Below are 25,395 nucleotides of genomic sequence, written 5' to 3'. Positions count from 1 at the left end.
CTAGACCTCAATTTTGCTGCTGGGCCGGCCCCAGATGGGCTGCGTCGATCACAAACTGTGCCAACGCCCGGCCAAGGCAGTCATGGACCTGTTTCGCCAGCTCTGGCCCGCGGGACGGGCTGAACAGGTCGAACTGACCCTGATCATTCCACTGCCGCATGATCGCGAAACGGTCGAACAGCGGGATGTCATGCTCCTGCGCCACCACCCGCATATTGTCGAGATAGGGCGGCACCGAGATCATGGTTTCGGTACGCGGGCTGTACTGCAAGTTCATCAACACGACGTCAGCCCCTGCTTTTTGCAGCGCGGAAACCCCTTCGGTCACCGCCCCGCGAAAATCATCGGGATCAATCGCTCGGATAGCATCCACAGTCCCGGTCTGCCAGATGACCAAAGTAGGCCTTTTTGCTTCCATCAGCTTAACGAAGGTGGCGGCCGCCTCCTCGGCCGTCTTCTTGCTCTGTATTTCTACGGAGACGTGCACGGTCTCCGACGGCAGCAGCCTGTCCTGCAGGATGGCCTGCATGCGCGCCGGATAGGAGCTGTCCTCCGAGGCCGGAATCGTGGTCGAACGGCTGCCGATGACCAGGATTTCGAGCGGTTTGCCGGCCTTGATGGCATCGGCGACCCTCGGAAGCTGGTTTTCAGTGGTGAGCAGGTAGGATGGCAATTCGCAGGCCGGGGGCGCGGCCGGAGCAGGCGACACAGCATCGCCCGCGCGCGCCAGGGGCGCGGCGAGGCTACCGCACAGCAGGACCAGGCTCAGGAGAACCTTCGCCTTCATCAGCCCCCTCCCGCCAGATCGGCGTTGCCGACGGCGTTTTTGGTTTTCGCACCGCTCTTGTCAGCCACGCGCTTGTACCACGAAATCACCCAGGCAACGCCCCACATGATCAGGATTCCGGAGAGACTAATCAGCGCATGCATGGCTGCGCCGCCGGAGACTTCGGCCAGGATGAAATGGCCGGCGAAGGCGAGGAAGACGCCGAGGCAGAAGATCTCCAGGGAATGCTGGCCGCAGAGGATCAGCGGCCGCAGCCAGGGCGATTTCAGGCCCGGCCATTCCCGGGGCAGGAAGCGAACGGTGAGTGCGGCGAACGCCAGGAAATGCGTGAAGCGCAGCACGTCGAGATCGGCCTTGTCGATCGGATACATCCACTGCTCGAGCCGCCTCGGCATGAAGTGGGAGAGCTGCGGCACATACCAGGTCAGCGTCACGTAGAACGCCGCGACCAGATAGGCGATCGATATCCACATCGTGACGCGGGACGCCAGGATGCGCGACATGCGTCGCGCACCTCCGAGCGCACACCATGCGCCGAATACGAAAAGCAATTGCCAGGCGAAGGGATTGAACGCCCAGAAGCCGTTCGGATAGGCCGACAGATAGAGGTCGTATTCCCAGGTCACCGCGTAGAGCAGAACCGAGAGGCCGAGCGTCACGTCGGGCCGCCATTTCATCAGCCACAAGATCAAGGGCAGCGCCAGCATCAGCACGATATAGAGCGGCAGCACGTCCATGTTGACCGGACGAAAGCGCAGCAGCAGCGCCTGCACGATCGTGACGTCGGGCTGCTTGAGGAAATCCATGATGCCCATCTCTTCGGTGTAGAGCGGGTTCTCGAACCTGGTCGCAACGTAGGAGATTTCGGCGAGGAAGATCGTGAACAGAAAGACGTGGGCGACATAGATCTGCCAGACGCGCCGCAGGATGCGCGCGGTGGCGACGACGAAGCCGCTTTCGAGCATGGCACGACCGTAGACGAACGCCGCGGTATAGCCGGAGATGAAGATGAAGATCTCGGTGGCGTCACTGAAGCCGTAATTGCGGATCGTGAACCAGGTCAAAAGGCTCGGCGGCAGATGGTCGACGAAGATCAGCCACAGCGCGAGCCCGCGGAACAGGTCGAGCCGGAGCTCGCGCTCGCCGATGGCGGGCAGCGTGATGGCCGGCGCGGCGGAGCGCGGCTTCGCCTCCGCAGGTCTGGCCTCCGCAGGCTTGCCGGTTCCCGCGATCGTCGATCCCGTCACTTGGTCGGCAATGGTCATCGGGGGTTCGAAACCCTTCCGCAAATCGCAACGTGTCATGGAGTGTACAGGTCCGGCCGTCGTCTTGCAAAGCGGCCGGATCACATTGGGTCTACTTCCTCGGCAATTCTGGCGGCACGATGTCACCAAAACCGCCTGCGGGCGTTGGTTCCCGGCCGGGTTTTCGTTATGATGGCCGCCATGTATCGCGCCGTGACCCGCCAGATCGAAGTGACCGTCGAGCCGAACTTTATTCCGGAGCAGTCGTCGGCTGACCGCTCCCACTATTTCTGGTCCTACACCATCGTCATCACCAATTCCGGCGACGAAACCGTGCAGCTGAAGACGCGGCACTGGATCATCACCGACGCCACCGGCCGCCAGCAGGAGGTCAGGGGCGAGGGCGTCGTCGGCGAGCAGCCGACCCTGGCTCCCGGCGAGCGCTTCGAATACACCTCCGGCGTGCCGCTCGCGACCGCCTCGGGCTTCATGACCGGCCGCTACCAGATGGTCAGCGAAAGCGGCGAACGCTTCGAGATCGACGTGCCGACATTCTCGCTGGACAGCCCGGACAACAAGCGGGTGTTGAACTAGCGCGGCGCCGTAGGGTGGGCAAAGGCGCAAAGCGCCGTGCCCACCATTCCAAACGTGGCGCATAAGATGGTGGGCACGCTGCGCTTTGCCCACCCTACGACTGGATTGCTTCGCTGCGCGCGCAACGAGGGAGGATGCGACGCCTACGCGTCTTCCACGCCCGCCTCGTGCGGCGTGAACTGGTACACCGACGAGCAGAATTCGCAGGTCACGACGACCTTGTCTTCCTTGACCATCGCGGCGCGGTCGTCGGGCGAGAAGCTCTTCAGCATCGCACCGACCGCGTCGCGCGAGCAGGAGCATTGCGCCTTCAGCACCAGCGGATTGAACACGCGCACGCCACGCTCGTGGAACAGGCGGAACAGCAGCCGCTCGCCGGAGAGTTCGGGGTCGATCAGCTCGACGTCCTCAACGGTCTCGATCAGCGAACGCGCCTCGACCCAGGCGTCGTCTTCGGCGACAGCATGCACCTCGGCGCCTTCGGGCGCATCGCCGGGATGCAAATCGGCCTGACGCGCGCGCTCGGGCGCCTTCGGCAGGAACTGCATCAGCATGCCGCCGGCGCGCCAGCGATGCTTGCCGCCGTCGTTCGAGCGCCACTCCTCACCGACCGCGAGACGCACGCGCGTCGGGATCTGCTCGGAGCGCAGGAAATATTCGTGGGCGGCATCTTCCAGGCTGCCGCCGTCGAGCGCGACCAGACCCTGGTAGCGGCTCATGTCGGGACCCTGGTCGATGGTCATGGCGAGATGACCGTTACCGAGGAGCGTGCCGGAATCCTTTGTCTCGCCGAGGCGCTCGGCATCGTAGCGCGCATAGGCGCGCAGGCGATCCGGCGCCATGTAGTCGACGACCAGGAACGACACCGGACCGTCGGTCTGGGCCTGGAGGATGAAGCGGCCCTCGAACTTCAGCGCCGAGCCGAGCAGCGTCGTCAGCACGATGGCCTCGCCGAGCAGCTTGCCCACGGCAGCGGGATAATCGTGCTTGGTCAGGATCTCGTCGAGCGCGGGATCGAGCCGCACGAGGCGGCCGCGCACGTCGAGTGCGTCGACCTCGTAAGGCAGCACGGCGTCATCGATGGGAACCGCTGATGGTGCGCGAACCGGGCCTTCAGGCCCGGTATTCATGTCAGGGGATTGGGAAACCATGGCGCTTTATCTCGGGTCGATGAAGGAAAATGGAAGAGGGCGCAAGGGTGGTGTGTTCCGGATGCACTTATGATCGCACAGGATCCTGCAAATTCGATGTCGTCCCGGCGCGCGCAAAGCGCTGATACGGGACCCATAGCCACAGGATTACGCGATAGCCCGCGTAGCCCGGATGGAGCGTAGCGCAATCCGGGACCACTCCAACTGCGGACACAAACCCGGATTTCGCTGCGCTCCATCCGGGCTACAAGTGAGATTACTTCACCGCGTCAAAGCACCAGGCCAGAATGCCCTTCTGCGCATGCAGGCGGTTTTCGGCCTCGTCGAACACGACCGATTGCGGGCCGTCGATCACTTCGTCCGTGACCTCCTCGCCGCGATGGGCGGGCAGGCAATGCATGAACAGCGCATCGGGCTTGGCCAGCGACATCAGCTTCGAATTGACCTGATAGGGCTTGAGCACGTTGTGACGGTGCTCACCTTCCTTGTCGCCCATCGACACCCAGGTGTCGGTGACGACGCAGTCGGCCCCCTTCACGGCGGCCTCGGGATCGGTGCCGAGCACGATCGGCGCGCCGGTGGCCTTGATGAAGTCCCGCATTACCTTTTTCGGCGCAAGCTCCGGCGGCGTTGCGACATTGAGCTTGAACTTGAAGCGCTCGGCGGCATGCGCCCAGGACGCCAGCACATTGTTGTCGTCGCCGGTCCAGGCCACCGTCCTGCCCTCGATCGGGCCGCGATGCTCTTCGTAGGTCATGAGGTCGGCCATCACCTGGCACGGGTGCGAGCGCCGCGTCAGGCCGTTGATGACGGGCACCGTCGCATATTCCGCAAGCTCCAGCAGGGCCTCGTGATTGAGGATGCGGATCATGATGGCGTCGACATAGCGCGACAGCACGCGTGCCGTGTCGGCGATGGTCTCGCCGCGGCCGAGCTGCATCTCGGCGCCGGTCAGCATGATGGGCTCGCCACCGAGCTGGCGCATGGCGACGTCGAACGAGACGCGGGTGCGCGTGGAGGGACGCTCGAAGATCATCGCCAGCGTCTTGCCTTCCAGCGGCTTCACCGGCTGGTGCGCTTTCTGCTTCGCCTTCATGGCGGAGGATGCCGCAAGCATGCTCTTGAGCTCCGACAACGGGAGCTCGTTGATATCCAGGAAGTGCTTCGGGGACTTGCTCATCAGCTTGTCGCCCGCTTGGTCTGACTGGACGAGATCGCGGCGCAGGCGCGTTCGAGCCGCCCGACGCTGTCCTCGATCTCGGCTTCGGTGACGATCAAGGGCGGCAGGAAGCGCACGACATTGTCGCCGGCGCCGACCGTGAGCAATTTTTCGTTGCGCAATGCCGCGCCGAGATCGCCTGACGGCGCCACGGCCTTGATGCCGATCAGAAGGCCTTCGCCACGCACTTCGCTGACGATGTCGGGATAACGATCGATCACGGAGGCGAGCTTCTGCTTGAGCAGCAGCGACATCTTCTGCACGTGGTCGAAGAAGCCGGGCTTGAGCATGACGTCGAGCACGGCGTTGGCAGCCGAGATCGCGAGCGGATTGCCGCCGAAGGTCGAGCCGTGCGAGCCGGGCCCCATGCCGGCAGCCGCATCCGCGGTCGCCAGCACCGCGCCGATCGGGAAGCCGCCACCGAGCGCTTTGGCCAGCGACATCACGTCAGGCGTGACGCCGGTGCGGCGATGCGCGAACAGATCGCCGGTGCGGCCCATGCCGGTCTGCACCTCGTCGAACGCGAGCAGCAGGCCCTTCTCATCGCAGAGCTGGCGCAACGCCCTCAGGAAGGCCGGCGTTGCCGAACGCACGCCGCCCTCGCCCTGGATCGGCTCGATCAGGATGCCGGCGGTCTGCGGACCGATCGCCTTCTTGACGGCTTCGATATCGCCATGCGGGACCTGGTCGAAGCCGTCCATCGGCGGGCCAAACCCTTCGAGATATTTTGCCGAACCGGTCGCGGCGAGCGTTGCCAGCGTGCGGCCGTGGAAGGCGCCTTCGAAGGTGATGATGCGGTAACGTTCCGGATGACCCTTGGAGAAGTGATGATGGCGGACGAGCTTGATCACACCTTCCAGCGCTTCGGCGCCGGAATTGCAGAAGAACACGAAGTCCGCGAAGCTTTCGTTGCACAGACGCGCGGCGAGCTTCTCGCCGTCCGGGCTCTGGAACAGGTTCGACATGTGCCAGAGTTTGGTGGCCTGCTCCTGCAACGCCTTGACCAACGCAGGATGAGCATGGCCGAGCGCATTCACCGCCACGCCCGAGGTGAAATCGAGATAGCGATCGCCATTGGTCGCAATCAGCCAGCAGCCTTCACCGCGCTCGAAACCGAGGTCGGACCTGGCGAAAACGGGGAGCAAATGCGGCGCTGCGCTGTTAGTCATGACGATCACTTGAATGTTGCGGACGGCGTGAGCGTGCATTGCGCAACGCACCATTGACCGGCCCGGAAAACGAAACGTGCCGCCTTTTAAGGGCGGCACGCGAGACTATCTTATGCCTGGTGAAACCGGTGTCAATGCCGCCCGGAAAGCCTCGCGAAACGCAGAATCCGTAGTCTTGCGGTGGCGATTTTGCGTATTTCCGCCACGGAACATGTGGAAGCGAGTCGGCGGACTCTTGCGCGTGAGTCACGCCATATTGTAGCGTTTGGCTTGTCAGATACGACATCTCGTGCAGCAGTTCTGATCCTCTAAGTCCTCATGTACCGGCGTAAGCGTTCGGGCGCATCTGGTGCGCCCGGCGAGCCTTAAGGGATTCTGGCGGCACGGGTTTTTCGAAGCTTAGGCATTCGCCGTGCGGCCGCCAGGATGGCAGGCGCCGGCGAAGGAAAGGGTGCAATGACCGTTTTGACCTGGTCGGATGATCGCGTCGAGCAGCTGAAAAAGCTCTGGGAGGCCGGACTTTCGGCCAGCCAGATCGCCGCTGAACTCGGCAATGTGACCCGCAATGCCGTAATCGGCAAAGTGCACCGGCTCGGCCTGTCGGGCCGCGCCAAGAGCCCTTCATCGGCAGCGCCGCGGCCGCGCAAGGCGCGTCCGGCGCAGCACATGATGCGGGTGACCCGCCCGATCGCACGCGGCAACACCGCGCTGGCGCAAGCCTTCGAAGTCGAGGTCGAGGCCGAACCGGTCACCTACGACAACGTCGTGCCGATGAGCCAGCGGCTGTCGCTGCTGGAGCTGAACGAGGCGACCTGCCACTGGCCGGTCGGCGATCCCTCGAGCCCGGATTTCTTCTTCTGCGGCGGCAAGGCGCTCTCCGGCCTGCCCTACTGCGCCCAGCACTCGCGCGTGGCGTATCAGCCCGCAGCCGATCGCCGGCGCGCGCCGGCGAAGCCGGGTCCGCGCTGAGGTATCGGATTAGCTGACTACGAAGACGGCGCCGTCACGCGATGACGGCTCAACTCACTCGGTGTCGTCCCTGCGAACGCAGGGACCCATAATCCCGGCGCGTAGTTATTGCGCGGGATGATCACTCCGAGTCGTCGCCAAACCACTCCCTGTGGTTATGGGTCCCTGCGTTCGCAGGGACGACATCGAGGATGCGGTGGCAGCCCGCTAAATCACGTCTGCCACAGCAACCCCTTACGCTTGCTCCGCCTTCGCAAAGCGATCGTCCAGTGCGTAGCCCGCGCCGCGGACGGTGCGGATCGGGTCCTGCTCGCGGCCGAGATTGAGCAGCTTGCGCAGGCGGCCGATATGGACGTCGACGGTGCGCTCGTCGATGTAGATGTCACGGCCCCAGACGCTGTCGAGCAGCTGCTCGCGCGAGAACACGCGGCCGGGATGCTCCAGGAAGAACTCCAGCAGGCGATATTCGGTCGGGCCGAGATCGATCGGCCGGCCCGAGCGCGCCACGCGGCGCTTGTCGCGGTCGAGCTCGATGTCGCCATAGGCGAGCACGGTGGCGAGCCGCTCCGGGCTGGCGCGCGCCTGAGCAGGCCCTTCACGCGTGCCAGCAGCTCCGGCACCGAGAACGGCTTGACGATGTAGTCGTCGGCGCCGGTCGCAAGACCCCGCACCCGCTCGCTCTCCTCGCCGCGCGCGGTGAGCATGATGATCGGGAGCTGCTTGGTCTCGGGCCGGGTGCGCAGCCGCCGGCACAGCTCGATGCCGGAGAGGCCCGGCAGCATCCAGTCGAGCACGATCAAATCGGGGATATGCTCCTTGAGGCGGGTGTCGGCATCGTCGCCGCGCATCACCGTCGCGACGTCATAGCCGTCGCCTTCGAGGTTGTAGCGGAGAAGCTCGGTGAGAGCTTCCTCGTCCTCAACCACCATAATGCGTGCGCCCATGGTGTTCGTCGCTCCTTAAGTGTTCGCGACCGTCGTGGCGAAGGTCGTCATGTCGCCCTTCGGCCGCTTGTCGGTGATCGCCTGGCCCTCGATCATGTAGAACACGGTCTCGGCGATGTTGGTGGCGTGGTCACCGATGCGCTCGATGTTCTTGGCGCAGAACATCAGATGAATGCAGAACGAGATGTTGCGCGGATCCTCCATCATGTAGGTGAGGAGCTCGCGGAACAGCGAGGTGCAGATGGCGTCGACCTCCTCGTCGCCCTTCCACACCGCCATCGCCGCCGGCAGATCGTGCGCGGCATAGGCATCCAGCACCGACTTGACCTGCTGCTGCACGAGGTCGGTCATGTGCTCCAGACCGCGGAACAGCTTGAGCGGATGGAAATCCGTCTCCAGCGCCGCGACGCGCTTGCCCATGTTCTTGGCGAGGTCGCCGATCCGCTCGAGATCGGTCGCGACGCGCATGGCGCCGACGATCTCGCGCAGATCGACCGCCATCGGCTGGCGGCGCGCGATGGTGAGCACGGCGCGCTCCTCGATCTTCTTCTGGAGCGCGTCGAGCTCGGTGTCGATGGTGACGACGCGCTGGCCGAGCGCGACGTCGCGGCGGATCAGCGCGTCGACGGAATCGACGATCATGCGCTCGGCGATGCCGCCCATCTCGGCGACCAGGCGCGTGAGCTCCTGGAGGTCGGTGTCGAAGGCCTTTGCGGTATGTTCAGAACCCATGTTCCGTCTCCTCAGCCGAACCGGCCGGTGATGTAATCCTGCGTGCGCCGGTCGGTCGGCGACGTGAAGATCTTGCTGGTGTCGTCGAACTCGATCAGCTCGCCGAGATACATGAAGGCGGTCTTGTCGGAGACGCGCGCCGCCTGCTGCATGTTGTGGGTGACGATCGCGATCGTGTAGTTCTCGGACAGCTCCTGGATCAGCTCCTCGACCTTGGCGGTCGAGATCGGGTCGAGCGCCGAGCAGGGCTCGTCGAACAAGATCACCTCGGGCCGCACCGCGACCGTGCGGGCGATGCAGAGGCGCTGCTGCTGGCCGCCGGAGAGCGACAGGCCGGAGGCGTTGAGCTTGTCCTTGACCTCGTTCCACAGCGCGCCGCCGCGCAGCGCCTTCTCGACGCGGTCGTCCATCTCGGACTTCGAGATCTTCTCGTAAAGGCGGATGCCGAAGGCGATGTTCTCGTAGATCGTCATCGGGAACGGCGTCGGCTTCTGGAACACCATGCCGACGCGGGCGCGCAGCAAATTGAGGTCCAGCTTGGGGTCGAGGACGTTGGTCTGGTCGAGCATGAGCTGACCGGTGACGCGCTGGCCCGGATAGAGGTCGTACATCCGATTGAAGATGCGCAGCAGGGTCGACTTGCCGCAGCCCGACGGGCCGATGAACGCCGTGACGCGGTTGGTGCCGAGCGCCAGATTGATGTTCTTCAGCGCGTGGTGCTCGCCGTAATAGAAATTGAGGTTGCGCACCGTCACCTTGGCCGGAGCTTCGGGCAGCACCGGCGCCTGGGGCAAACCACCGGCCGCGCTCATCGATACGGAAAGATCACTCATTTTGCGGCCCTCTCGGCGCTCAGAATGCGCGCGCCAATATTCAGGGCAAGAACGGTCAGGGTGATGAGCAGCGCGCCGCTCCAGGCGAGCTGCTTCCAGTAGGCGTAGGGGCTCTGCACGAAATTGTTGATGGTGACCGGCAGGTTCGCCATCGTCTTGTTCAGACCCAGGCTGAAGAACTGGTTCGACAGCGCGGTGAAGAGCAGCGGCGCGGTCTCGCCGGCGACGCGGGCGGTGGCCAGCATCACGCCGGTGATGAGGCCCGAGCGCGCCGCGCGATAGGCGATGCGCTTGATCACCAGCGAGCGCGGCAGGCCGAGCGCCGAGGCCGCCTCACGCAGTGCGTTCGGCACCAGCAGCAGCATGTCCTCGGTCGTGCGCAGCACCACCGGGATGACGATCACCGCAAGCGCGAGGCAGCCGGCAATCGCCGAGAAGCCGCGCATCGGCACCACCACCGCACCATAGATGAACAGGCCGATGATGATCGAGGGCGCCGAGAGCAGGATGTCGTTGATGAAGCGGATCACCGAGGTCAGGCGGTCGTTGCGGCCGTACTCGGCGAGATAGGTACCGGCGAACAGACCGAGCGGTGCGCCGATGCCGACGCCGAGCACGGTCATGATGATCGAACCCACGATGGCGTTGCGCAGGCCGCCCTCGGTCGAGCCCGGAGGCGGCGTGTCCGCAACGAAGAGCTCCAGGTTCAGGCCGGCAATGCCGTTGTAGAGCAGCGTCATCAGGATCAGCGCGAGCCATGTGACGCCGAAGGCAGCGGCAGCCAGGCAGAGCACACGGATGACGATGTCCATGCGGCGGCGGCGTGCGTAGATCGGGTTCATGTTACTTCCCCGCCTTCTTTTCAAGACGCATCAGCATCAACCGTGCAGCCGCGAGCACGAAGAATGTCAGCACGAACAGCAGCAGGCCGAGCAGGATCAGGCCGGACTGGTGCAGGCCGTCGCTCTCGGCGAACTCCGATGCGATCGCCGCCGAGATCGTGGTGCCCGGGGCAAAGATCGACGACGAGATGCGGAACGAGTTGCCGATGATGAAGGTCACCGCCATGGTCTCGCCGAGCGCGCGGCCGAGCGCCAGCATGACACCGCCGATGACGCCGACGCGGGTGTAGGGGATCACCACGCTGCGCACGACTTCCCAGGTGGTGCAGCCGACGCCGTAGGCGGCTTCCTTGAGCACCGGCGGCACCGTCTTGAACACGTCGACCGAGATCGAGGTGATGAAGGGCAGCACCATGATGGCGAGGATCAGCGCCGCGTTGAACAGGCTGAGATAGGACGGCGGGCCTGCGAAGATCGCGCCCAGCACCGGGACGCCGTCGAAGATCTTGATCATGAAGGGCTGGAACGTGTTGGCCAGGAACGGGCCGAGCACGAAGAAGCCCCACATGCCGTAGATGATCGAGGGAATGCCGGCGAGCAGCTCGATCGCCATGCCGATCGGGCGGCGCGCCCATTGCGGGCAGAGCTCGGTCAGAAAGATCGCAATGCCGAGACCGACCGGAATGGCGATCGCCATCGCGATGAAGGAGGTGATGAGCGTGCCGTAGATCGGGCCGAGCGCGCCGAGCACGGGCGGATCTGCCGACGGCGCCCAGCGCTGCGTCCACAGGAAGGCGAAGCCGTATTCCTTCATCGCCGGGAACGCGCCGACGATCAGCGAGATGATGATGCCACCGAGGATGAGCAGCACCGAGATCGCGGACAGCCGCGTGATCCAGTAGAAGGTGAGGTCGCCGAGCTTGAAGGCGCCCAAGGCCTTGGCGCGGTCATACGGTCCGGCGTCGTCGATTACATCGCTCTGAACGGCCATCTCTGCCACGCCGATCCCCTGTGCCCGTTTGATATACGCTTGTTGTCGGTCTTGTTGTTGGTCTTGCGCTCCGGATGCGGCGCGAGGCCGAACCGGAGCGGAGGTCTTGTGAGATCCCGGCGCCCAGTCCGGGACACAGAGCGCTTAGCTCTTGATCTCGGCAGCCCAGGTCTTCTCGATCAGCTGGACGACCGGGTCCGGCATCGGGATGTAGTCGAGCTCTTCAGCCGCCTTGCCGCCGCTCTTGAAGGCCCAGCGGAAGAACTTGATGGCTTCCTGCGAGGCTGCCTTGTCAGTGGCATCCTTGTGCATGAGGATGAAGGTCGCCGCCGTGATCGGCCAGGACTTGTCGCCGGGCTGGTCGGTCAGGATGACGTAGTAGCCGGGAGCCTTGGCCCAGTCGGCATTGGAAGCCGCGGCCTGGAAGGCCTCGACGGTCGGCTGCACCGGCTTGCCGGCCTTGTTGACGAGACCGGTGTAGGTCAGCTTGTTCTGCTTGGCATAGGCGTACTCGACGTAGCCGATCGAGTTCTTGGTCTGGCTGATGTTGCCCGACACGCCTTCGTTGCCCTTGGCGCCGACGCCGACCGGCCACTCGACCGCGGTGCCCTCACCGACCTTGCTCTTCCAGTCCGCGCTGGCCTTGGCGAGATAGTTGGTGAAGTTGAAGGTGGTGCCCGAACCATCCGAGCGGCGGACCACGGTGATCGCGTCCGACGGCAGCTTCACGTTCGGATTGAGCTTCTTGATCGCGGCGTCGTCCCACTTGGTGATCTTGCCGAGATAGATGCTGGCCAGGGTCTCGCCGTCGAACACCAGCTCGCCGGGCTTCACGCCCTCGATGTTCACGACCGGAACGATGGCGCCCATCACCATCGGCCACTGGACGAGGCCGTCCTTTTCGAGCTGCTCGGCCTTGAGCGGCGCGTCGCTGGCGCCGAAGGTCACGGTCTTGGCCTGGATCTGCTTGATGCCGCCGCCGGAGCCGATCGACTGGTAGTTCAGACCGTTGCCGGTCTCCTTCTTGTAGGCGTCAGCCCACTTGGAATAGATCGGGAACGGGAACGTCGCACCGGCACCCGTGATGTCGGCAGCAAACGCCGCCGTCGCCGATGCGGCGACCAAGCCGGCAGCGACGATAGTTTTGATGAAATTCATGGTGGTCTCCATACAGGGGAGCGAAGCGCCATCCGCGCCCGATCGCGCTCCCCGTGCCGCCCCTTTAGGAGCGGTCGGCTGTGCTTTTACGAAGGTTTCGTGACAGCTGGATGACGCGGCCAAGCGATTGAAATCGCTCGAATATCAGGTCGAAGCCGCGGTCTTCGCCTGGGGAAAACAGGCCGTGAAAACGGCGCCCTGCTTGGGCACGCTCTCGATCAAAAGCCGGCCGCGATGGCGGTTAAGAATATGTTTCACCAGCGATAATCCGAGCCCCGTCCCGCCCTGCGAGCGGCTGTCGCCGACGTCGACCCGGTAGAACCGCTCGGTCAGTCGCGGCAGATGCTCGGGCGCGATGCCGGGGCCGAAATCGCGGACCATGACCCGGATTTCCTGAGTTCCATCAGTGGCTGCCGCCGCGGCCAGCGACACGATGACACGTCCGCCCGACGCCCCGTATTTGAGCGCGTTCTCGATCAGGTTCTCGAACAGGCGGAGCAATTCCTCGCGGTCGCCCGCGATCATCACCGGGGTCTCAGGCAGATGGGTTTCGACCTCGACCTGGCGCTCCCGCGCCAGCGGCTCGAGCCCGTCGGCGACCTGGAAGATGATCGGCAGCAGGTCGACCAGGGTGTCGGGCCGCACATGGGCCGACAGCTCGACCCGCGACAGCGAGAGCAGATCGTCGATCAGGCGCGCCATCCGGGTCGCCTGGTTGTGCATGATGCCGAGGAACCGCTCGCGTGCCTTGGGATCGTCCTTGGCCTGGCCCTGGAGCGTGTCGATGAAGCCCGACAGCGCGGCGAGCGGCGTACGCAGCTCGTGGCTGGCATTGGCGACGAAGTCTGCGCGCATCTCCTCGACCCGTCGCAGCGGCGTCTGGTCGTGGAAAGTCATCAGCATGCATTTGTCGGCGCCGCCGAAGGAGGTCGGCACCGGCACAGGCGTAATGGTCAGCTCCATCCAGCAGTCGACCGGCACATGGTCGAGATAGGTCGTGCGCCGCGGCTCGGTGGTCGCAATCGACTCCCGCAGCGCCGTGATGATCTCCGGCGAGCGCAGCGCGAACTGGGCGAGCTCGTTCTTGCGCAGCGCCGGCGCCAGCTGGGCGGCGGCGGCATTGAGATGGATGACACGCCCGGCGCGGTCGAGCAGCACCGCCGGATCCGGCATGCCAGCGACGACCGCGGCCACCGCCGCGCTCTCGACCGGGTTGACGCGGCGGGTGTCGTCGCGCGAGGCGGCATTGTCGTGCAGCCGCCAGGGGATCAGCGCCGCGGCCGCGATGCAGAGGAACACCGTCGCCGCCCGCATCACCGACAATTCGTCGAGCGAGACCACCACCGACAGCGCCAGCGCCGCGGCGATCAGGATGACGGTCGAGTGCCGCAGCCGGTCGGACCAGGGCTGCGCGGAGGGAGAAGATGGGGCGTCGATCGCCATCGCGGCGGCTTCTCCTAAAGGGGATGCGCCGGTCAGGCGCCGGTGTCGCTGCGCTCTCTCACATAGGCGGCTTCACGCGCTGGGCCGGGGTCGAGCTTGAGCGCCGCCTGCTGCAAGCGCTTCGATCGAGCGCCGATTATAACCTCGCGAAACGTCAGCAAGATTACAGATATGACGAAGGGAGAGAGATAATAGAGGACGCGGAACAGGAGCATGCCACCCAGCAGTTCCTCGCGGTCCATCTGCCAGAGGCCGACCAGCATGGCGGCATCGAACACGCCGAGCCCTCCCGGCGAGTGGCTGGCGAAACCGAGCAACGTCGCCGAAACGAAGATCACCGCCACCACGACGAAGCCGAGATTGGGCTCGTCCGGGACCAGCACGTACATCGCGAGCGCACAGAAGCCGAGATCGATGATGCCAATGGCGATCTGGAGCAGCGTCAGCGGGCCGCCCGGCAGCACCACGGTCCAGGGCCCGCGGCCGACCACCCGCGGCTGGGTCCAGACCCAGACCACATAGGCGACCAGCCCCGCGATGATCATCATCGCCAGCATCCGGTTCAGCCAGGGCGGAAGCTGGTCGATCGCGGCAGCGGCTTCCGGATGGTAGGAGATGCCAAGGCCGAGCACCGCGGCATTGCCGAGCCAGAAGGTCAGGCCGGCGAGGAAGCAGATCTTTGCGACGTCGATCGCGTTCAGGCCATAGGCAGAATAGATGCGGTAGCGCACCGCGCCGCCGGTGAAGACGCTGGCGCCGACATTGTGGCCGATCGAATAGCTGGTGAAGGCGGCGAGCGCATTGATGCGGTAAGGCACATGGGCGTGGCCGATCGCGCGCACGGCGAACAGATCGTAGAAGGTCAGGGTGAAATAGCCCGCGGCCACGAACAGCGCCGCCATCGCGATCTGGCTCGGCTCGGTGCTCTTGATCGCTTCGAGGACCTCGTTGACGTCGATGCCCCGCAGCATGTGGTAGAGCACATAGCAAGCGATGCCGATGACGGCGACGCTGATCACAACTCCAAGCTTATGCAGGACTTGCTTCTGGCGCAGAAACGTCATCGCCCTGCGTATGGCTTCCAGCATCTAGACCTCGAACAACGCTTCAGCGGCCGGGGTGGCCGGCGGACAGGCGGACGACGCACAGGCATTCAACGAACCCTTGCCGCCGGCTCCGGCATCGCGCATGCCCCATGCCCCTCCACTAGCGCGTTTTGGGGCGGAGTGGAATTCAGCAATTCGAACAAATACTCGTGCCTTCAATATTTTAGGCAGGGTTGCGGGCTCCTGATGCACGGATTGGCGCTTTCGGCGGCAAGACTGACGCGAATCTCCATGGCAATCCTGCGCAGGCGCCATGAAGTTTTGATGATTTCGACCGCACAATGTTCCGTCACGACTTAAGCCGACGTCAATCTATGGGCCGCCCCCGCCTGGCGAAAGAGGGGGTGGCTGGCGCTGTTGTTCAGGGATTTCAGGTGGGCCGAAAGGCCGCGGCGACGGTGGCGGCCTCAGGAAGCGATCGGAATCCGCCCCGGATCAGTGCCACGCGGAAGTGACGGCGGCCACGATTTCGTCGGTACCGGGAAAGTGGCCCTTGCTGCGGCTGGCGACGATGCTGTCGCCGACCTTGACCTGGAAGATCCCACCCCCGGCGGGCACGAGAGCCGCCTCCAGCGCCAGATGCTGCCGCAGCGCAGCAGCGGCGTCCTTGGCGCGCTTCTCGTGGCCGCAGGGACGGCAATAGATGATGGTCACATCAGCCATCTCGCCCGCCTTCAGGCAGCGCGCTGCTGGCGCACGGCTTCGATGCCGGCGATCCAGCCGGCGACGGAGCGGCCGATCGCCTCGGGGTTATCCTCCTGGAGAAAGTGCAGCCCGGGTCCGAGGCGGACCAATGCGCAGTGCTTCAGCGAGGCCGCGAACCGCTCGGCGAATTCGGGCGCAACGAGCGCGCCGGGCGTGCCCGAGAACAACAGCTTCGGATAGGCCGATGCAGCCAGCGCCGCATGCGCGGATTGGAGCGTCTCGTAGACGTCGGCGGGATCGCCCGCGATCGGCAGTTCGCGGGGGAAGGCGAGAACGGGCCGGCGGCTCTCCGGCGTCGGGAATGGCGCACGGTAAGGCTCCATCTCGTCCTCGCCGAGCTTGCGGACGATGCCACCGGGCAGCACGCGTTCGACGAACGCGTTCGCCTCGAGGATCATCGCTTCGCCCTCGCTCGGCGTCCTGAATTTGCGGAACGCCGCCCTCGCCGCCTCGGCGTGGTCCTGCTGCTCCGCGACCTCGGTGTGGTGAAAGTCCTGCCAGGTCGGCATCGGGCGGATGAACTCCATGAAGGCAAGGCCGCGCACGAAATCCGGCCGGCGCGCGGCGAGATGGAACGCGAGCGCGGTGCCCCAGTCCTGCGCGACGAGGTAGGCCGATTTGATGCCGCGCTGTTCGATGAATGCATCGAGATAGCGGACGTGGTCGACGAAGCGATAGCCGATGTCGGGCTTGCCGGATTGGCCGAAGCCGACGAGATCGGGCGCGATGCAATGTGCGACCGGCGATACAAGCGGCAGGATGTTGCGCCAGATATGTGACGACGTCGGGTTGCCGTGCAGGAACAGGGCAGCGGGCGCATCGCGATCTCCCGCCTCGCGATAGGCCATCGTGCTTCCCAGCACAGACGCTTTGAGAATCTCGATTTCAGTTGGCTTGCTCATGTCAGCTCCCTGAAGACGGTTTGAAAGGCGATGGTCTTGAAACGTTCGAGGGCGTTGGGATTGCGGTCGACCTTCATGCGCAGGATCGCGCCCTGCCAGGACGCAAGCAGGAAATCGGCAAGCTCTTCGGGCTCGAAATCGGATGCGATCTCGCGGCACGTCTGGGCGCCCCTGATGCAGGCGGCGAACGGCGCGCGCCACTCCGCGAAGATTTCGGCGAGACGGGCGCGCAGCATTTCGCTGCTGGCTGATGCCTCCAGGCTGAGATCACCGATCAGGCAGCCGCGGCCATAGCCGTCGGCCTCGAGCCGGCCGGTGATGATGTCGAGATAGCGCCGCAGCCGCGCGCGCGGCGTCAGCGAGGTGTCGTCGAGCGCCTCCGCGACCAGTCCCCTCGTGGTGTCGAAGTAGCGGTCGAGCACCTCGGAGGCGAACACCTCTTTGGAGCGAAAATGATTGGTGAAGGACCCCTGCGGCGCGCCCGCCGCAGCGGTGACGTCGCGCACGCTGGTGCCGTGATAGCCGGTCCTGAACATGACCTTCAGGCCGGCATCGAGGATGGCGTCTTTGAGTGAGGGCTTTGGCATGAGGAAAATAATACGTACGTACGTATTGATGTCAAGCGCGTTCTGATTGTTCGGCAATTTGCTTGCCGATCAAGCCGTTATCGTAATGTTGGATAGAGGCCCGCCCCCGAGCGAGCCCAAGGGCTCAGGCGGCCGGCTGGCTCCGCGAGACCACCCTGTCGCGCAGCCAAGCGCCGATGGTGCAGCCGACGAGGTAGCAGGCGAACATGACCAGCCCGAGATCGAGCCAATAGCCGAAGCGGCCGGGTACCACATGCGCGAAGGAGGCTGCGACCAGGGCGGCGGCAAGCACGGCGAGCCAGCGCGCGGTCACCTTCGAGGTGCCGTTGCCGCGCTGGACCACCGAGATCCAGCCCATGCAAAAGCCCAGCAGCAGCGAGCCGATCAGCCAGCCCAGATGGAACGAGACGAGATAGGGCATCGTCACCTCACCAGAAATTCGATGCGGCGGTTCTGCGCCTTGCCTTCGTCGGTGTCATTGCCGGCGAGGGGGTGCGTGGCGCCATAGCCGACCGGAGTGAAGCGGGTGGCCGGCAGCCCGGCCTTGACCAGATAGTCGATCACGGCCTGCGCGCGCTTCTCCGAGAGAGCCTGGTTGAAGGAGTCCTCACCATCGGCGTCGGTGTGGCCGGCCACCTCGATATTGGTGGTGGGGCAGCGCAGCGCCGTCTCGATCAGGTGGTCGAGAATGCCGGCGGAATCCGGATCGATGTCGGCGCGTTTCGTTGCAAAGCGGATCTTGCCCTTGTTCAGGAGTTCCGAGAACAATTGCTGGCAGACCGTGCCGTCGACCGGACCCGCGGCAGGCTTCACCGTAATCTCCGGCTTGTACTGCCAGTTCTTCGGGAAGTCCTTGCCGAGGCCTGCGCGGATGTCGTTGGCGGCCCCTTCATAGAGCGCGTCGCCCGACAGCTTCACCTCGCGATCGGACACCACGAGCGTACCGGTCGACAGCCGCGACAGCCCGCCGAGCGCTGCGACCACGGCAGTATTGAAGGAGCCGGGTGCGCCGACGCTGGCCTTGAGATTGTCGACGACCTTTTCGGTGAAGAACTTTCGCGAGGCACTCGTTGCAATGGCCGCGTGCACGTTGTTGTCAGGCACGTAGCCCGTCAGCGTCACGGTCGCGGCGACCGGGTCCTTGTAGGCCTGGAAGATGTAGGGCGGCGCCTTGACATCGTTGGCGGCGACCGAAAAGCCCTCCGGCAGGTTCTTGAGCGCGGCCGCGATCGCCTCACGGCCGCCGAGGTCGCGCGCCATGCCCGACAGATTGACCTTGGTGTCGGTGATCGTGATCTTGCCGTCCTTGAGCTTGCCGATCTGGTCGAGCAGCAGCATCGCGGCCGCCTCGAACCGCGGCGGCGCGCCGCGCGCGAGACCCATCTGATCGGCGACCTCGGTCCCGTTGACCTCCTTGCGCGCGGCCTCGGTCAGGCGCGCCTTCATCGACGGCAGGGGCGCGGAGCCGGACAGCGTCACCCGCACCACGTCACGCTCGGCATTCCAGACGAAGGGCGTCGCTTCGGGAACAAGGCGGGTCCGGTCGTCGACCAGGCGCACGCCCGGGACGAGCTCGACCGCCATCACGGCATCGCGGCGCCCCTCCTCGGAAAAGGCGTCCGCGGCCAGGCCGACGTCCCGGCCGTCCACCGCGATCCGGGTCTTGTCCAGAACGGTCTCCTTGAGCGCCGCCGAGCTGCGGGCGGACAGGTCCGCCTCGACCGGCAAGGTATTATTCCAGGCCGCAAATCCCCACATGACGGCCAGGGGGATCAGCCCTGGCCACCATTTGCTGGCCCACCTGAAAAGCTTCTGCATTCAACGACCCGAACTCTGGAACCGGAGACAAAACAAACCCTTGCCGGGCTGTCAAACCGGAAATGATGCCCTTCCGAAGGCCATGCGTCGACAATTGGAATAACTTTTTCTTCAAGGGTTCTTCCGTAAGTTGAAATTGGAATGCCAGAGTTCGCCAGCCGGTCATGAAACAACTCCGAAACAAGGTCATCCGCGCCGGGCTGGGGGCACTCTATTTCAGCGGGGCGCACCACCTGTTGCGCCCGCTCTTGTCGGGCGTCGGCGCCATTTTCATGCTGCACCACGTGCGGCCGGCCCGCGAGGCCGCGTTCCAGCCGAACCGGCACCTCGAAGTCACCCCCGATTTCCTGCGCGCCACCCTGAGCCATTTGCGCTCTCGCGGGATCGACATCGTCAGCATGGACGAGCTGCATGAGCGGCTGGTGCAGGGCCGGTTCACCCGCCCCTTCGCCGCCTTCACCCTCGACGACGGTTACCGCGACAATCTCGAATTCGCGCTGCCGGTTCTGCTCGAATTTGACGCGCCCTTGGCCGTCTATGTCGCGAGCGAGTTTGCCGAGGGCACCGGACGTCTGTGGTGGACCGCGCTGGAAACCGTGATCGCCAAGGCCGAACAGATCGACATCCAGATCAGCAATTCCGCGCTTCGGCTGGATGCAACGACCCCTGCCGCAAAACAGGTTGCGTTCGACCGCCTGCACGATTGGCTGCGCGCGCTGCCGGGCGAACATGATCTCAAGCGCGAGATCGAGGCGCTCTGCGCCAGATACAACGTCGACATGGCCGCACTGTGCCGCAGCCTGTGCCTGTCCTGGGACGAGGTGAAGGCATTTTCCGCCGATCCGCTGGTCACGATCGGCGCGCACACCATCAGCCATTGCAATCTCGCCAGGCAGAGCGAGGGGATCGCCGCACAGGAGATGGCGGTAAGCCGCGCTCGGATCGAGCAGGCGCTCGGCCGTACCGTGCTGCACTTCGCCTACCCCTATGGCGACCGCGAAGCCGCGGGCGAGCGCGAATTCGCTCTCGCTGCATCGGCCGGCTTCAAGACCGCGGTGACGACCCGGCCCGGCATGCTGTTCGCCGAGAACGCCGGCCACATGACCGCGCTGCCGCGCGTCTCGCTCAACGGCAACTACCAGGACGCGCGAATTTTGCCGGTGCTCACCTCAGGCGCCGCGACCGCAATGTGGAACGGCTTTCGCCGGATTGCGGCGGCCTGATCCATCACTCAGACCTCATCCTGAGAAGCGCTCCGTAAGAGTGACGGCGGAGATTGACTCCCCTCTCCGCCGCGCTCAAAACGTCGCCAACCAAGGGAGGCACCATGTTCAACGATCTGTTCTCGCTCAAAGGCCGTGTCGCGCTCGTGACCGGCGGGTCGCGCGGCATCGGCAAGATGATCGCGGCGGGCTTCCTCGCGCAAGGCGCGGCGAAGGTCTACATCACCGCGCGCAAAGCCGGGCCATGCGAGGCCACGGCGAAAGAACTCTCCGCCCAATATGACGGCGAATGCATCGCGCTGCCGATCGATATCTCGACCATCGAAGGCTGCGACAGGCTGGCCTCCGAGATCATCAAGCTGGAGCCGAAGCTCGACATCCTCGTCAACAATGCGGGTGCGGCCTGGGGCGCGGAGTTCGACGAATTCCCGGAGAGCGGCTGGGACAAGGTGATGGACCTCAACGTCAAGTCGCTGTTCTTCCTGACCAAGGCGTTGGCAAAACCGCTGCGCGCGGCGGCCTCGCACGAGCGGCCCGCCAAGGTCATCAACATCGCCTCGGTCGACGGCATCTTCGTCAATCCCAGCGAGACCTACTCCTACGCCGCCAGCAAGGCCGCCGTGATCCATCTGACGCGGCGCATGGCGACGAAACTGATCAAGGACAACATCAACGTCACCGCGATCGCGCCGGGCGCGTTCAAGTCCGACATGAACCGCGCCGCGCGCGACCATGCGGACGAGGTCGCAAAGCGCATTCCGGCGCGGCGTATCGGAACCGATGAGGACATGGCCGGCGTGGCAATCTACCTCGCCTCGCGCGCGGGCGATTACGTCGTCGGCAACACCATCGCCGTCGATGGCGGCGTGGTGTACGCGAATGCGGGGCTGGAGATCGCGGGGTAGGCGAGCTTATTGCAGCGCGGACGGTGCGCTCCCTCGCCCCGCTCTTGCGGGGAGAGGGTTGGGGTGAGGGGCCTCTCTCCACGCGTGAGATTGTCGCCGCACCTGTACCACCTCACCCGGATCGCATCTGCGATGCGATCCGACCTCTCCCCGCAAGCGGGGAGAGGTAAGAAGCTTACGACTCGATCTTCACGTACTCGAAATCGCCGGGCTTGTTGTCGATGCCGACTTTCGGCGGCGAGATCCAGGAGGCGAACTGGCCGGTCTCGGTGACGGGCTGCATCAGCGAGGTGATGAAGTCGCCGTCGGCGGTCGAGGGCAGCCAATCGTCCTTGCGCCTGGCCCAGGTGGCGTCGTCGATCAAAAGACCATCCGGCGTCGCATGGATGCCCTTGAACTCGCCGATATGGCGATGGAAAGCGACGTTGGGCAGTTTGAGCTGGAAGTTATAGCCCGCGGTCGAGATCACCTTGTTCCAGCGCAGCATGCCCTTGACGCAGTCCTGGCTGTAATCGTCGCGCAGCCTCATGTTGAGCGCAGTCAGCGCCGGCTCGTCGACCAGCTTGATCTCGCCGTCGATGAACTTGAGCACCGGATAGGTGGCGTTCTTGAGCTGGTGATCGTCGTCGATCTGGGTCTCGTGATAACGGCCCTTGATGCCGGTGTTGAAGGCGTTGGCCGCGTTGGTCGAGACCTCCGAGCCGAACAGGTCGAGCGACAGCGTATAGTGCAGGTTCAACTTCTTCTGGATCGTCGGCAGGTCGATCACGCCGAGCGCGCGGACCTTGGCGATGTCGGTGGGATCGGTGATGCCGGCTTCGCGCATCGCGTCGCAGGTGCGCTGCACGACGCGGGTGATGCCGGTCTCGCCGACGAACATGTGGTGCGCTTCTTCCGTCAGCATGAAACGGCAGGTGCGCGACAAGGGATCGAAGCCCGACTGCGCGAGCGAGTGCAGCTGCATCTTGCCGTCGCGGTCGGTGAAATAGGTGAACATGAAAAAGGACAGCCAGTCCGGCGTCGCCTCGTTGAAGGCACCCAGCATGCGCGGCGCATCGGCATCCCCCGAGCGACGGCGCAGCAAGTCATCCGCTTCCTCGCGGCCGTCGCGGCCAAAGTACTTCTGGAGCAGATAGACCATCGCCCAGAGATGGCGGCCTTCCTCGACATTGACCTGGAACAAATTGCGCATGTCGTAGAGCGAGGGCGCGGTCTTGCCGAGGTGGCGCTGCTGCTCGACGGAAGCCGGCTCGGTGTCGCCCTGGATCACGATCAGGCGGCGCAGCATGGCGCGGTACTCGCCCGGGACTTCCTGCCACGCCGGCTCGCCAAAATGCTCACCGAACGGAACGACGCGGTTCTCCTCCTGCGGCGCAAGCAGGATGCCCCAGCGATAGTCGGGCATGCGGACGTAGTCGAACTTGGCCCAGCCGCGCGGATCGACGGAATAGGCGGTGCGCAGATACACCAGCGACTCCTGAAAGCCCTCCGGCCCCATGTCGCTCCACCAGTCCATATAGCCGGGATGCCAGCCTTCCAGCGCCTTCAGCACCTGGCGGTCTTCGGCGAGATTCACGTTGTTCGGAATCTTGGTCGAGTAGTCGACGTTCATGATGTTCATGGTGGACCTCCCGTGGGGGACTGATTCATTCAACGATTGGCATCGAACCGTGAGCTTGCGAATGGCGAGTAGCGAATGGAAATCCCTATTCGCCATTCACCACTCCCGACTCGCTAAACTCTCGTCATATCGAATTTCGGCTTCTGGCCGCTGCCGTAGCGGCGCAGCGCGCCTTCCTCGCCGACCGCGTTCGGGCGCTGGAAGATCCAGTTCTGCCACGCGGTCAGACGCGAAAAGATCTTCGATTCCATCGTCTCGGGGCCGACGAAGCGCAGGCTCGCTTCCATGCCGGTGAGGCTGTCTGGCGAGAAGCTGGCGCGCTCCTCGAGGAACACGCGCACCTCGTCGTCCCAGTCGATGTCGTCGAGCGCGAAGGTGACGAGGCCGAGCTCTTCCGCCTGCTCGGCGTCGAGCGCGGTGCCCATGGTGGCTTCCGCACGCTCGACGTCGGACGGATCGGCCTGGAAGCGCGATTCCAGCCGGGTCAGGCCGTGGCTCATCGGATACGGACCGAAGTTCATGGCCGACAATTCGATCGACGGCGGCGGACGGTTGTCGCCCTGGCGCGCGCCGATCAGCATGTAGGAGCGGTCGGCGGCGAAGACGAGCTCGGCGAGCGTGCCGGCAAAGCAGGAGCCGGGCTCGACCAGCGTCACCAGCGTGCGCGAGGTGACGTCGATGCGCTTCAGCACGCGCTTCCAATAGTGCCTGATTTCGTTGACCAGCCAGTGCGCCTTGTTGGCTTCGAGGAAGGCGTCGGATGACAGCACATGGGCGCGGTCGCCATGGCTCTTGAAGACGAGCATCGCAATCTCGAGCTCGTTGATGCGCAGATGCAGGATGGCGTCGTCGAGCTCGCGCGCGACCTGGAGCGGCCAGAACGAAGATCCCTGCGCCATCATGCCGTCGATGTCGGCCGGCGGCGCGGCCTCCGGCGCCTTGATCGAGATGGTGGCGATGCGCGCCGTGCGATCGATGTCGACGCTGACAAAACCGTAGCGGATGCTGGTCTCGTCGATGACGCGCCTGAGCGGTGTCAGCGCAATACCTTTGCCGCTGCCCTTGTGCTTCGACTGGCCTGCGAACTCCTTGGCGCGCTCGGCGATCTTGGCCTCGAGCTTCGAGTTCGGCGCGATCTCGTCGACGAGACGCCACTGCACGGCGCGCTTGCCCTTCACGCCTTCCTCGATGGTGCAGAAGAAATCGGCGTGGTCGCGGCGCACCTTGCGCTTGTCGACGACGCGGGTGAGGCCGCCGGTGCCCGGCAGCACCGCGAGCAACGGCACTTCCGGCAGCGCAACGGCCGACGAGCCGTCATCGGCGAGGATGATGTGGTCGGTCGCGAGCGCCAGCTCATAGCCGCCGCCGGCGGCCGAGCCGTTCACCACCGTGATGAAGCGCTGGCCGGAATTCTCCGACGAATCTTCCATGCCGTTGCGGGTCTCGTTGGTGAATTTGCAGAAGTTCACCTTGTGGGCATGCGTCGAGCCCGCGAGCATGCGGATGTTGGCGCCGGCGCAGAACACCCGGTTCTTGGCCGAGCGCATCACGACGACCTTCACCTCGGGGTGCTCGAAGCGCAGGCGCTGGACGACGTCAGCCAGCTCGATGTCGACGCCGAGATCGTAGGAATTGAGCTTGAGCAGATAGCCCTCGAACAGGCCGCCGTTCTCGTCGACGTCCATGGTCAGGGTGGCGACGTCGCCATCGACCGCGAGCTTCCAGTGCTTGTAGCGGGACGGTTCGGTCTGGAAATCGATGAATGTCGCGCCGCATGCGAGGCGCCGATCTTCCCCGGCCATGGGCCACCCTTGAGCTTGGTTAAGCGTTTTGGCTGTAGCGTTAAATGCACAATAATGCATCTTTTTGAACGCGTCTAGCCCTTAACGGCCACCGCATGCACTTTGTTTCATGAGACCTATTGAGACCGCACAATGGCGCCGAGGGTGATCCAGTCCGCCTTGGAGAGTTCGGAACGGCCCAGCTTGGCCTGGAGCAGAGCCGTCAGCGCCGGAATGGGGAAGCTCTCGACAAAGCCGTCGCCGCCCGCGGCCGCCTTGCGCGAGTTCAGCGCCCGCAACTCTACCTGCGCGTCGCCGAACAGGCGCGCGGCCGAATGCAGGCGTTGCATGCGCAGTCGCAAATTGGCATTGGCGATGTGAATGCAGGCGCGCAGCAGAATGCGCTCGCGGCCGCCTTGCGGGGCTGCGGCCCAGACCGCTTCCAGCACCTCCTGCGATTCCCAGAAATAGCCGCGGTCGTTGAGCGCGAGCCCATAGCGCAGCGCCGGATGGCGCGCCGGCACGTAGCCGCGGAACGCCGGGGGCACCAGCGCCTTGGCCAGGTCAAGCGTCTCGTAATCCGCGTCGACCCCGTCGGTCTCGCCCGGCACATAGGCCCATCGCGGCCACGGCAACGGGCCGCTCGCATCCGAAGGCACATTCATGGATGT

At 64.7% G+C, this 25,395-nt stretch carries 24 protein-coding genes and 1 pseudogene; 4 read left to right on the top strand and 21 right to left on the bottom strand.

What is annotated here, in order from left to right; translation table 11 throughout:
- Positions 1-7: 7 nt before the first annotated feature.
- Both HAP41_RS46195 and HAP41_RS46190 read right to left on the bottom strand, forming a co-directional pair.
- A complete protein-coding gene (locus tag HAP41_RS46195; RefSeq protein ID WP_166069076.1) occupies positions 8-787 on the bottom strand; it encodes an SGNH/GDSL hydrolase family protein in 780 nt (259 codons plus the stop codon).
- The gene (locus HAP41_RS46190; RefSeq protein ID WP_166069104.1) at positions 787-2,052 is read right to left on the bottom strand and encodes an OpgC domain-containing protein; all 1,266 of its coding nucleotides are present in this window, start codon (positions 2,050-2,052) and stop codon (positions 787-789) included. The genes HAP41_RS46195 and HAP41_RS46190 overlap by 1 nt, the downstream gene beginning before the upstream one ends.
- A gap of 180 nt (positions 2,053-2,232) precedes the next feature.
- On the opposite strand from HAP41_RS46190, the gene apaG reads away from it, so the two are divergent.
- The gene (gene apaG / locus HAP41_RS46185; RefSeq protein ID WP_166069118.1) at positions 2,233-2,625 is read left to right on the top strand and encodes a Co2+/Mg2+ efflux protein ApaG; all 393 of its coding nucleotides are present in this window, start codon (positions 2,233-2,235) and stop codon (positions 2,623-2,625) included.
- 143 nt (positions 2,626-2,768) lie between these two features.
- On the opposite strand, the gene HAP41_RS46180 is transcribed toward apaG, so the two are convergent.
- The 3 genes from HAP41_RS46180 to HAP41_RS46170 form a co-directional block, all read right to left on the bottom strand.
- Positions 2,769-3,776, bottom strand: coding sequence for an Hsp33 family molecular chaperone (locus HAP41_RS46180; protein ID WP_166069160.1), 1,008 nt, complete (start codon positions 3,774-3,776; stop codon positions 2,769-2,771).
- A 256-nt stretch (positions 3,777-4,032) separates the two neighbouring features.
- Positions 4,033-4,956, bottom strand: coding sequence for an ornithine carbamoyltransferase (argF, locus tag HAP41_RS46175; protein WP_014491303.1), 924 nt, complete (start codon positions 4,954-4,956; stop codon positions 4,033-4,035).
- Positions 4,956-6,164 (bottom strand): aspartate aminotransferase family protein, encoded by a 1,209-nt coding sequence (locus HAP41_RS46170; RefSeq protein WP_166069182.1) that lies wholly within the window; start codon positions 6,162-6,164, stop codon positions 4,956-4,958. The genes argF and HAP41_RS46170 overlap by 1 nt, the downstream gene beginning before the upstream one ends.
- 456 nt (positions 6,165-6,620) lie before the next feature.
- On the opposite strand from HAP41_RS46170, the gene HAP41_RS46165 reads away from it, so the two are divergent.
- Positions 6,621-7,133, top strand: coding sequence for a GcrA family cell cycle regulator (locus HAP41_RS46165; RefSeq protein WP_014491301.1), 513 nt, complete (start codon positions 6,621-6,623; stop codon positions 7,131-7,133).
- Between the two features lie 234 nt (positions 7,134-7,367).
- Here the strand turns inward: HAP41_RS46165 and phoB are convergent.
- From phoB to HAP41_RS46100, 13 genes and pseudogenes are all read right to left on the bottom strand, one after another.
- A pseudogene (phoB, locus tag HAP41_RS46160) lies at positions 7,368-8,077 on the bottom strand (phosphate regulon transcriptional regulator PhoB).
- A 15-nt stretch (positions 8,078-8,092) separates the two neighbouring features.
- On the bottom strand, positions 8,093-8,809 hold the full coding sequence (phoU, locus tag HAP41_RS46155; protein WP_166069259.1) for a phosphate signaling complex protein PhoU: 717 nt from the start codon (positions 8,807-8,809) through the stop codon (positions 8,093-8,095).
- Positions 8,810-8,820: 11 nt separating this feature from the next.
- Entirely contained in the window at positions 8,821-9,642 is an 822-nt protein-coding gene (gene pstB, locus HAP41_RS46150) for a phosphate ABC transporter ATP-binding protein PstB (RefSeq protein ID WP_063979878.1), read from the bottom strand.
- Complete coding sequence (pstA, locus tag HAP41_RS46145; RefSeq protein WP_166069304.1) at positions 9,639-10,484, bottom strand: phosphate ABC transporter permease PstA; 846 nt, start codon at positions 10,482-10,484, stop codon at positions 9,639-9,641. The genes pstB and pstA overlap by 4 nt, the downstream gene beginning before the upstream one ends.
- A gap of 1 nt (position 10,485) precedes the next feature.
- Positions 10,486-11,475 carry a phosphate ABC transporter permease subunit PstC gene (gene pstC / locus HAP41_RS46140; RefSeq protein WP_063979880.1) on the bottom strand — a complete coding sequence of 330 codons (990 nt, stop codon included), beginning with the start codon at positions 11,473-11,475 and terminating at the stop codon, positions 10,486-10,488.
- 144 nt (positions 11,476-11,619) lie between these two features.
- The gene (gene pstS, locus HAP41_RS46135) at positions 11,620-12,633 is read right to left on the bottom strand and encodes a phosphate ABC transporter substrate-binding protein PstS (protein WP_063985930.1); all 1,014 of its coding nucleotides are present in this window, start codon (positions 12,631-12,633) and stop codon (positions 11,620-11,622) included.
- A gap of 144 nt (positions 12,634-12,777) precedes the next feature.
- On the bottom strand, positions 12,778-14,076 hold the full coding sequence (locus tag HAP41_RS46130; protein WP_166069315.1) for an ATP-binding protein: 1,299 nt from the start codon (positions 14,074-14,076) through the stop codon (positions 12,778-12,780).
- Between the two features lie 32 nt (positions 14,077-14,108).
- Positions 14,109-15,164 carry a putative bifunctional lysylphosphatidylglycerol flippase/synthetase gene (locus HAP41_RS46125; RefSeq protein WP_063979882.1) on the bottom strand — a complete coding sequence of 352 codons (1,056 nt, stop codon included), beginning with the start codon at positions 15,162-15,164 and terminating at the stop codon, positions 14,109-14,111.
- A gap of 453 nt (positions 15,165-15,617) precedes the next feature.
- On the bottom strand, positions 15,618-15,845 hold the full coding sequence (locus HAP41_RS46120; protein ID WP_166069333.1) for an Rdx family protein: 228 nt from the start codon (positions 15,843-15,845) through the stop codon (positions 15,618-15,620).
- Between the two features lie 11 nt (positions 15,846-15,856).
- Positions 15,857-16,789 (bottom strand): haloalkane dehalogenase, encoded by a 933-nt coding sequence (locus HAP41_RS46115; protein WP_166069339.1) that lies wholly within the window; start codon positions 16,787-16,789, stop codon positions 15,857-15,859.
- Positions 16,786-17,376: a TetR/AcrR family transcriptional regulator gene (locus tag HAP41_RS46110; RefSeq protein ID WP_166069349.1), complete on the bottom strand. Its 591-nt coding sequence runs from the start codon at positions 17,374-17,376 to the stop codon at positions 16,786-16,788. Before HAP41_RS46110 ends, HAP41_RS46115 begins: the two co-directional genes overlap by 4 nt.
- Before the next feature lie 124 nt (positions 17,377-17,500).
- Positions 17,501-17,797 carry a hypothetical protein gene (locus HAP41_RS46105; protein WP_063979886.1) on the bottom strand — a complete coding sequence of 99 codons (297 nt, stop codon included), beginning with the start codon at positions 17,795-17,797 and terminating at the stop codon, positions 17,501-17,503.
- A 2-nt stretch (positions 17,798-17,799) separates the two neighbouring features.
- Positions 17,800-19,194, bottom strand: a complete 1,395-nt coding sequence (locus HAP41_RS46100; RefSeq protein WP_166069371.1) for an OmpA family protein — start codon at positions 19,192-19,194, stop codon at positions 17,800-17,802.
- Between the two features lie 164 nt (positions 19,195-19,358).
- Here HAP41_RS46100 and HAP41_RS46095 point away from each other — a divergent pair, with 164 nt between their 5' ends.
- Both HAP41_RS46095 and HAP41_RS46090 read left to right on the top strand, forming a co-directional pair.
- On the top strand, positions 19,359-20,417 hold the full coding sequence (locus HAP41_RS46095) for a polysaccharide deacetylase family protein (protein WP_166069403.1): 1,059 nt from the start codon (positions 19,359-19,361) through the stop codon (positions 20,415-20,417).
- A gap of 104 nt (positions 20,418-20,521) precedes the next feature.
- A complete protein-coding gene (locus HAP41_RS46090) occupies positions 20,522-21,322 on the top strand; it encodes an SDR family oxidoreductase (RefSeq protein WP_028155161.1) in 801 nt (266 codons plus the stop codon).
- Positions 21,323-21,497: 175 nt separating this feature from the next.
- On the opposite strand, the gene boxB is transcribed toward HAP41_RS46090, so the two are convergent.
- The 3 genes from boxB to HAP41_RS46075 form a co-directional block, all read right to left on the bottom strand.
- The gene (gene boxB, locus HAP41_RS46085; protein ID WP_166105365.1) at positions 21,498-22,934 is read right to left on the bottom strand and encodes a benzoyl-CoA 2,3-epoxidase subunit BoxB; all 1,437 of its coding nucleotides are present in this window, start codon (positions 22,932-22,934) and stop codon (positions 21,498-21,500) included.
- A 122-nt stretch (positions 22,935-23,056) separates the two neighbouring features.
- Complete coding sequence (gene boxC / locus HAP41_RS46080) at positions 23,057-24,745, bottom strand: 2,3-epoxybenzoyl-CoA dihydrolase (protein ID WP_166069415.1); 1,689 nt, start codon at positions 24,743-24,745, stop codon at positions 23,057-23,059.
- 116 nt (positions 24,746-24,861) lie between these two features.
- A complete protein-coding gene (locus tag HAP41_RS46075; RefSeq protein WP_166069445.1) occupies positions 24,862-25,389 on the bottom strand; it encodes a DUF309 domain-containing protein in 528 nt (175 codons plus the stop codon).
- Positions 25,390-25,395 lie beyond the last annotated feature (6 nt).

The organism is Bradyrhizobium barranii subsp. apii, from assembly GCF_011516635.5.
GTDB classification, from domain to species: Bacteria; Pseudomonadota; Alphaproteobacteria; order Rhizobiales; family Xanthobacteraceae; genus Bradyrhizobium; species Bradyrhizobium barranii.
Note: the sequence above shows the minus strand (reverse complement) of the source record. Positions and strands in the feature narration are given on the sequence as shown.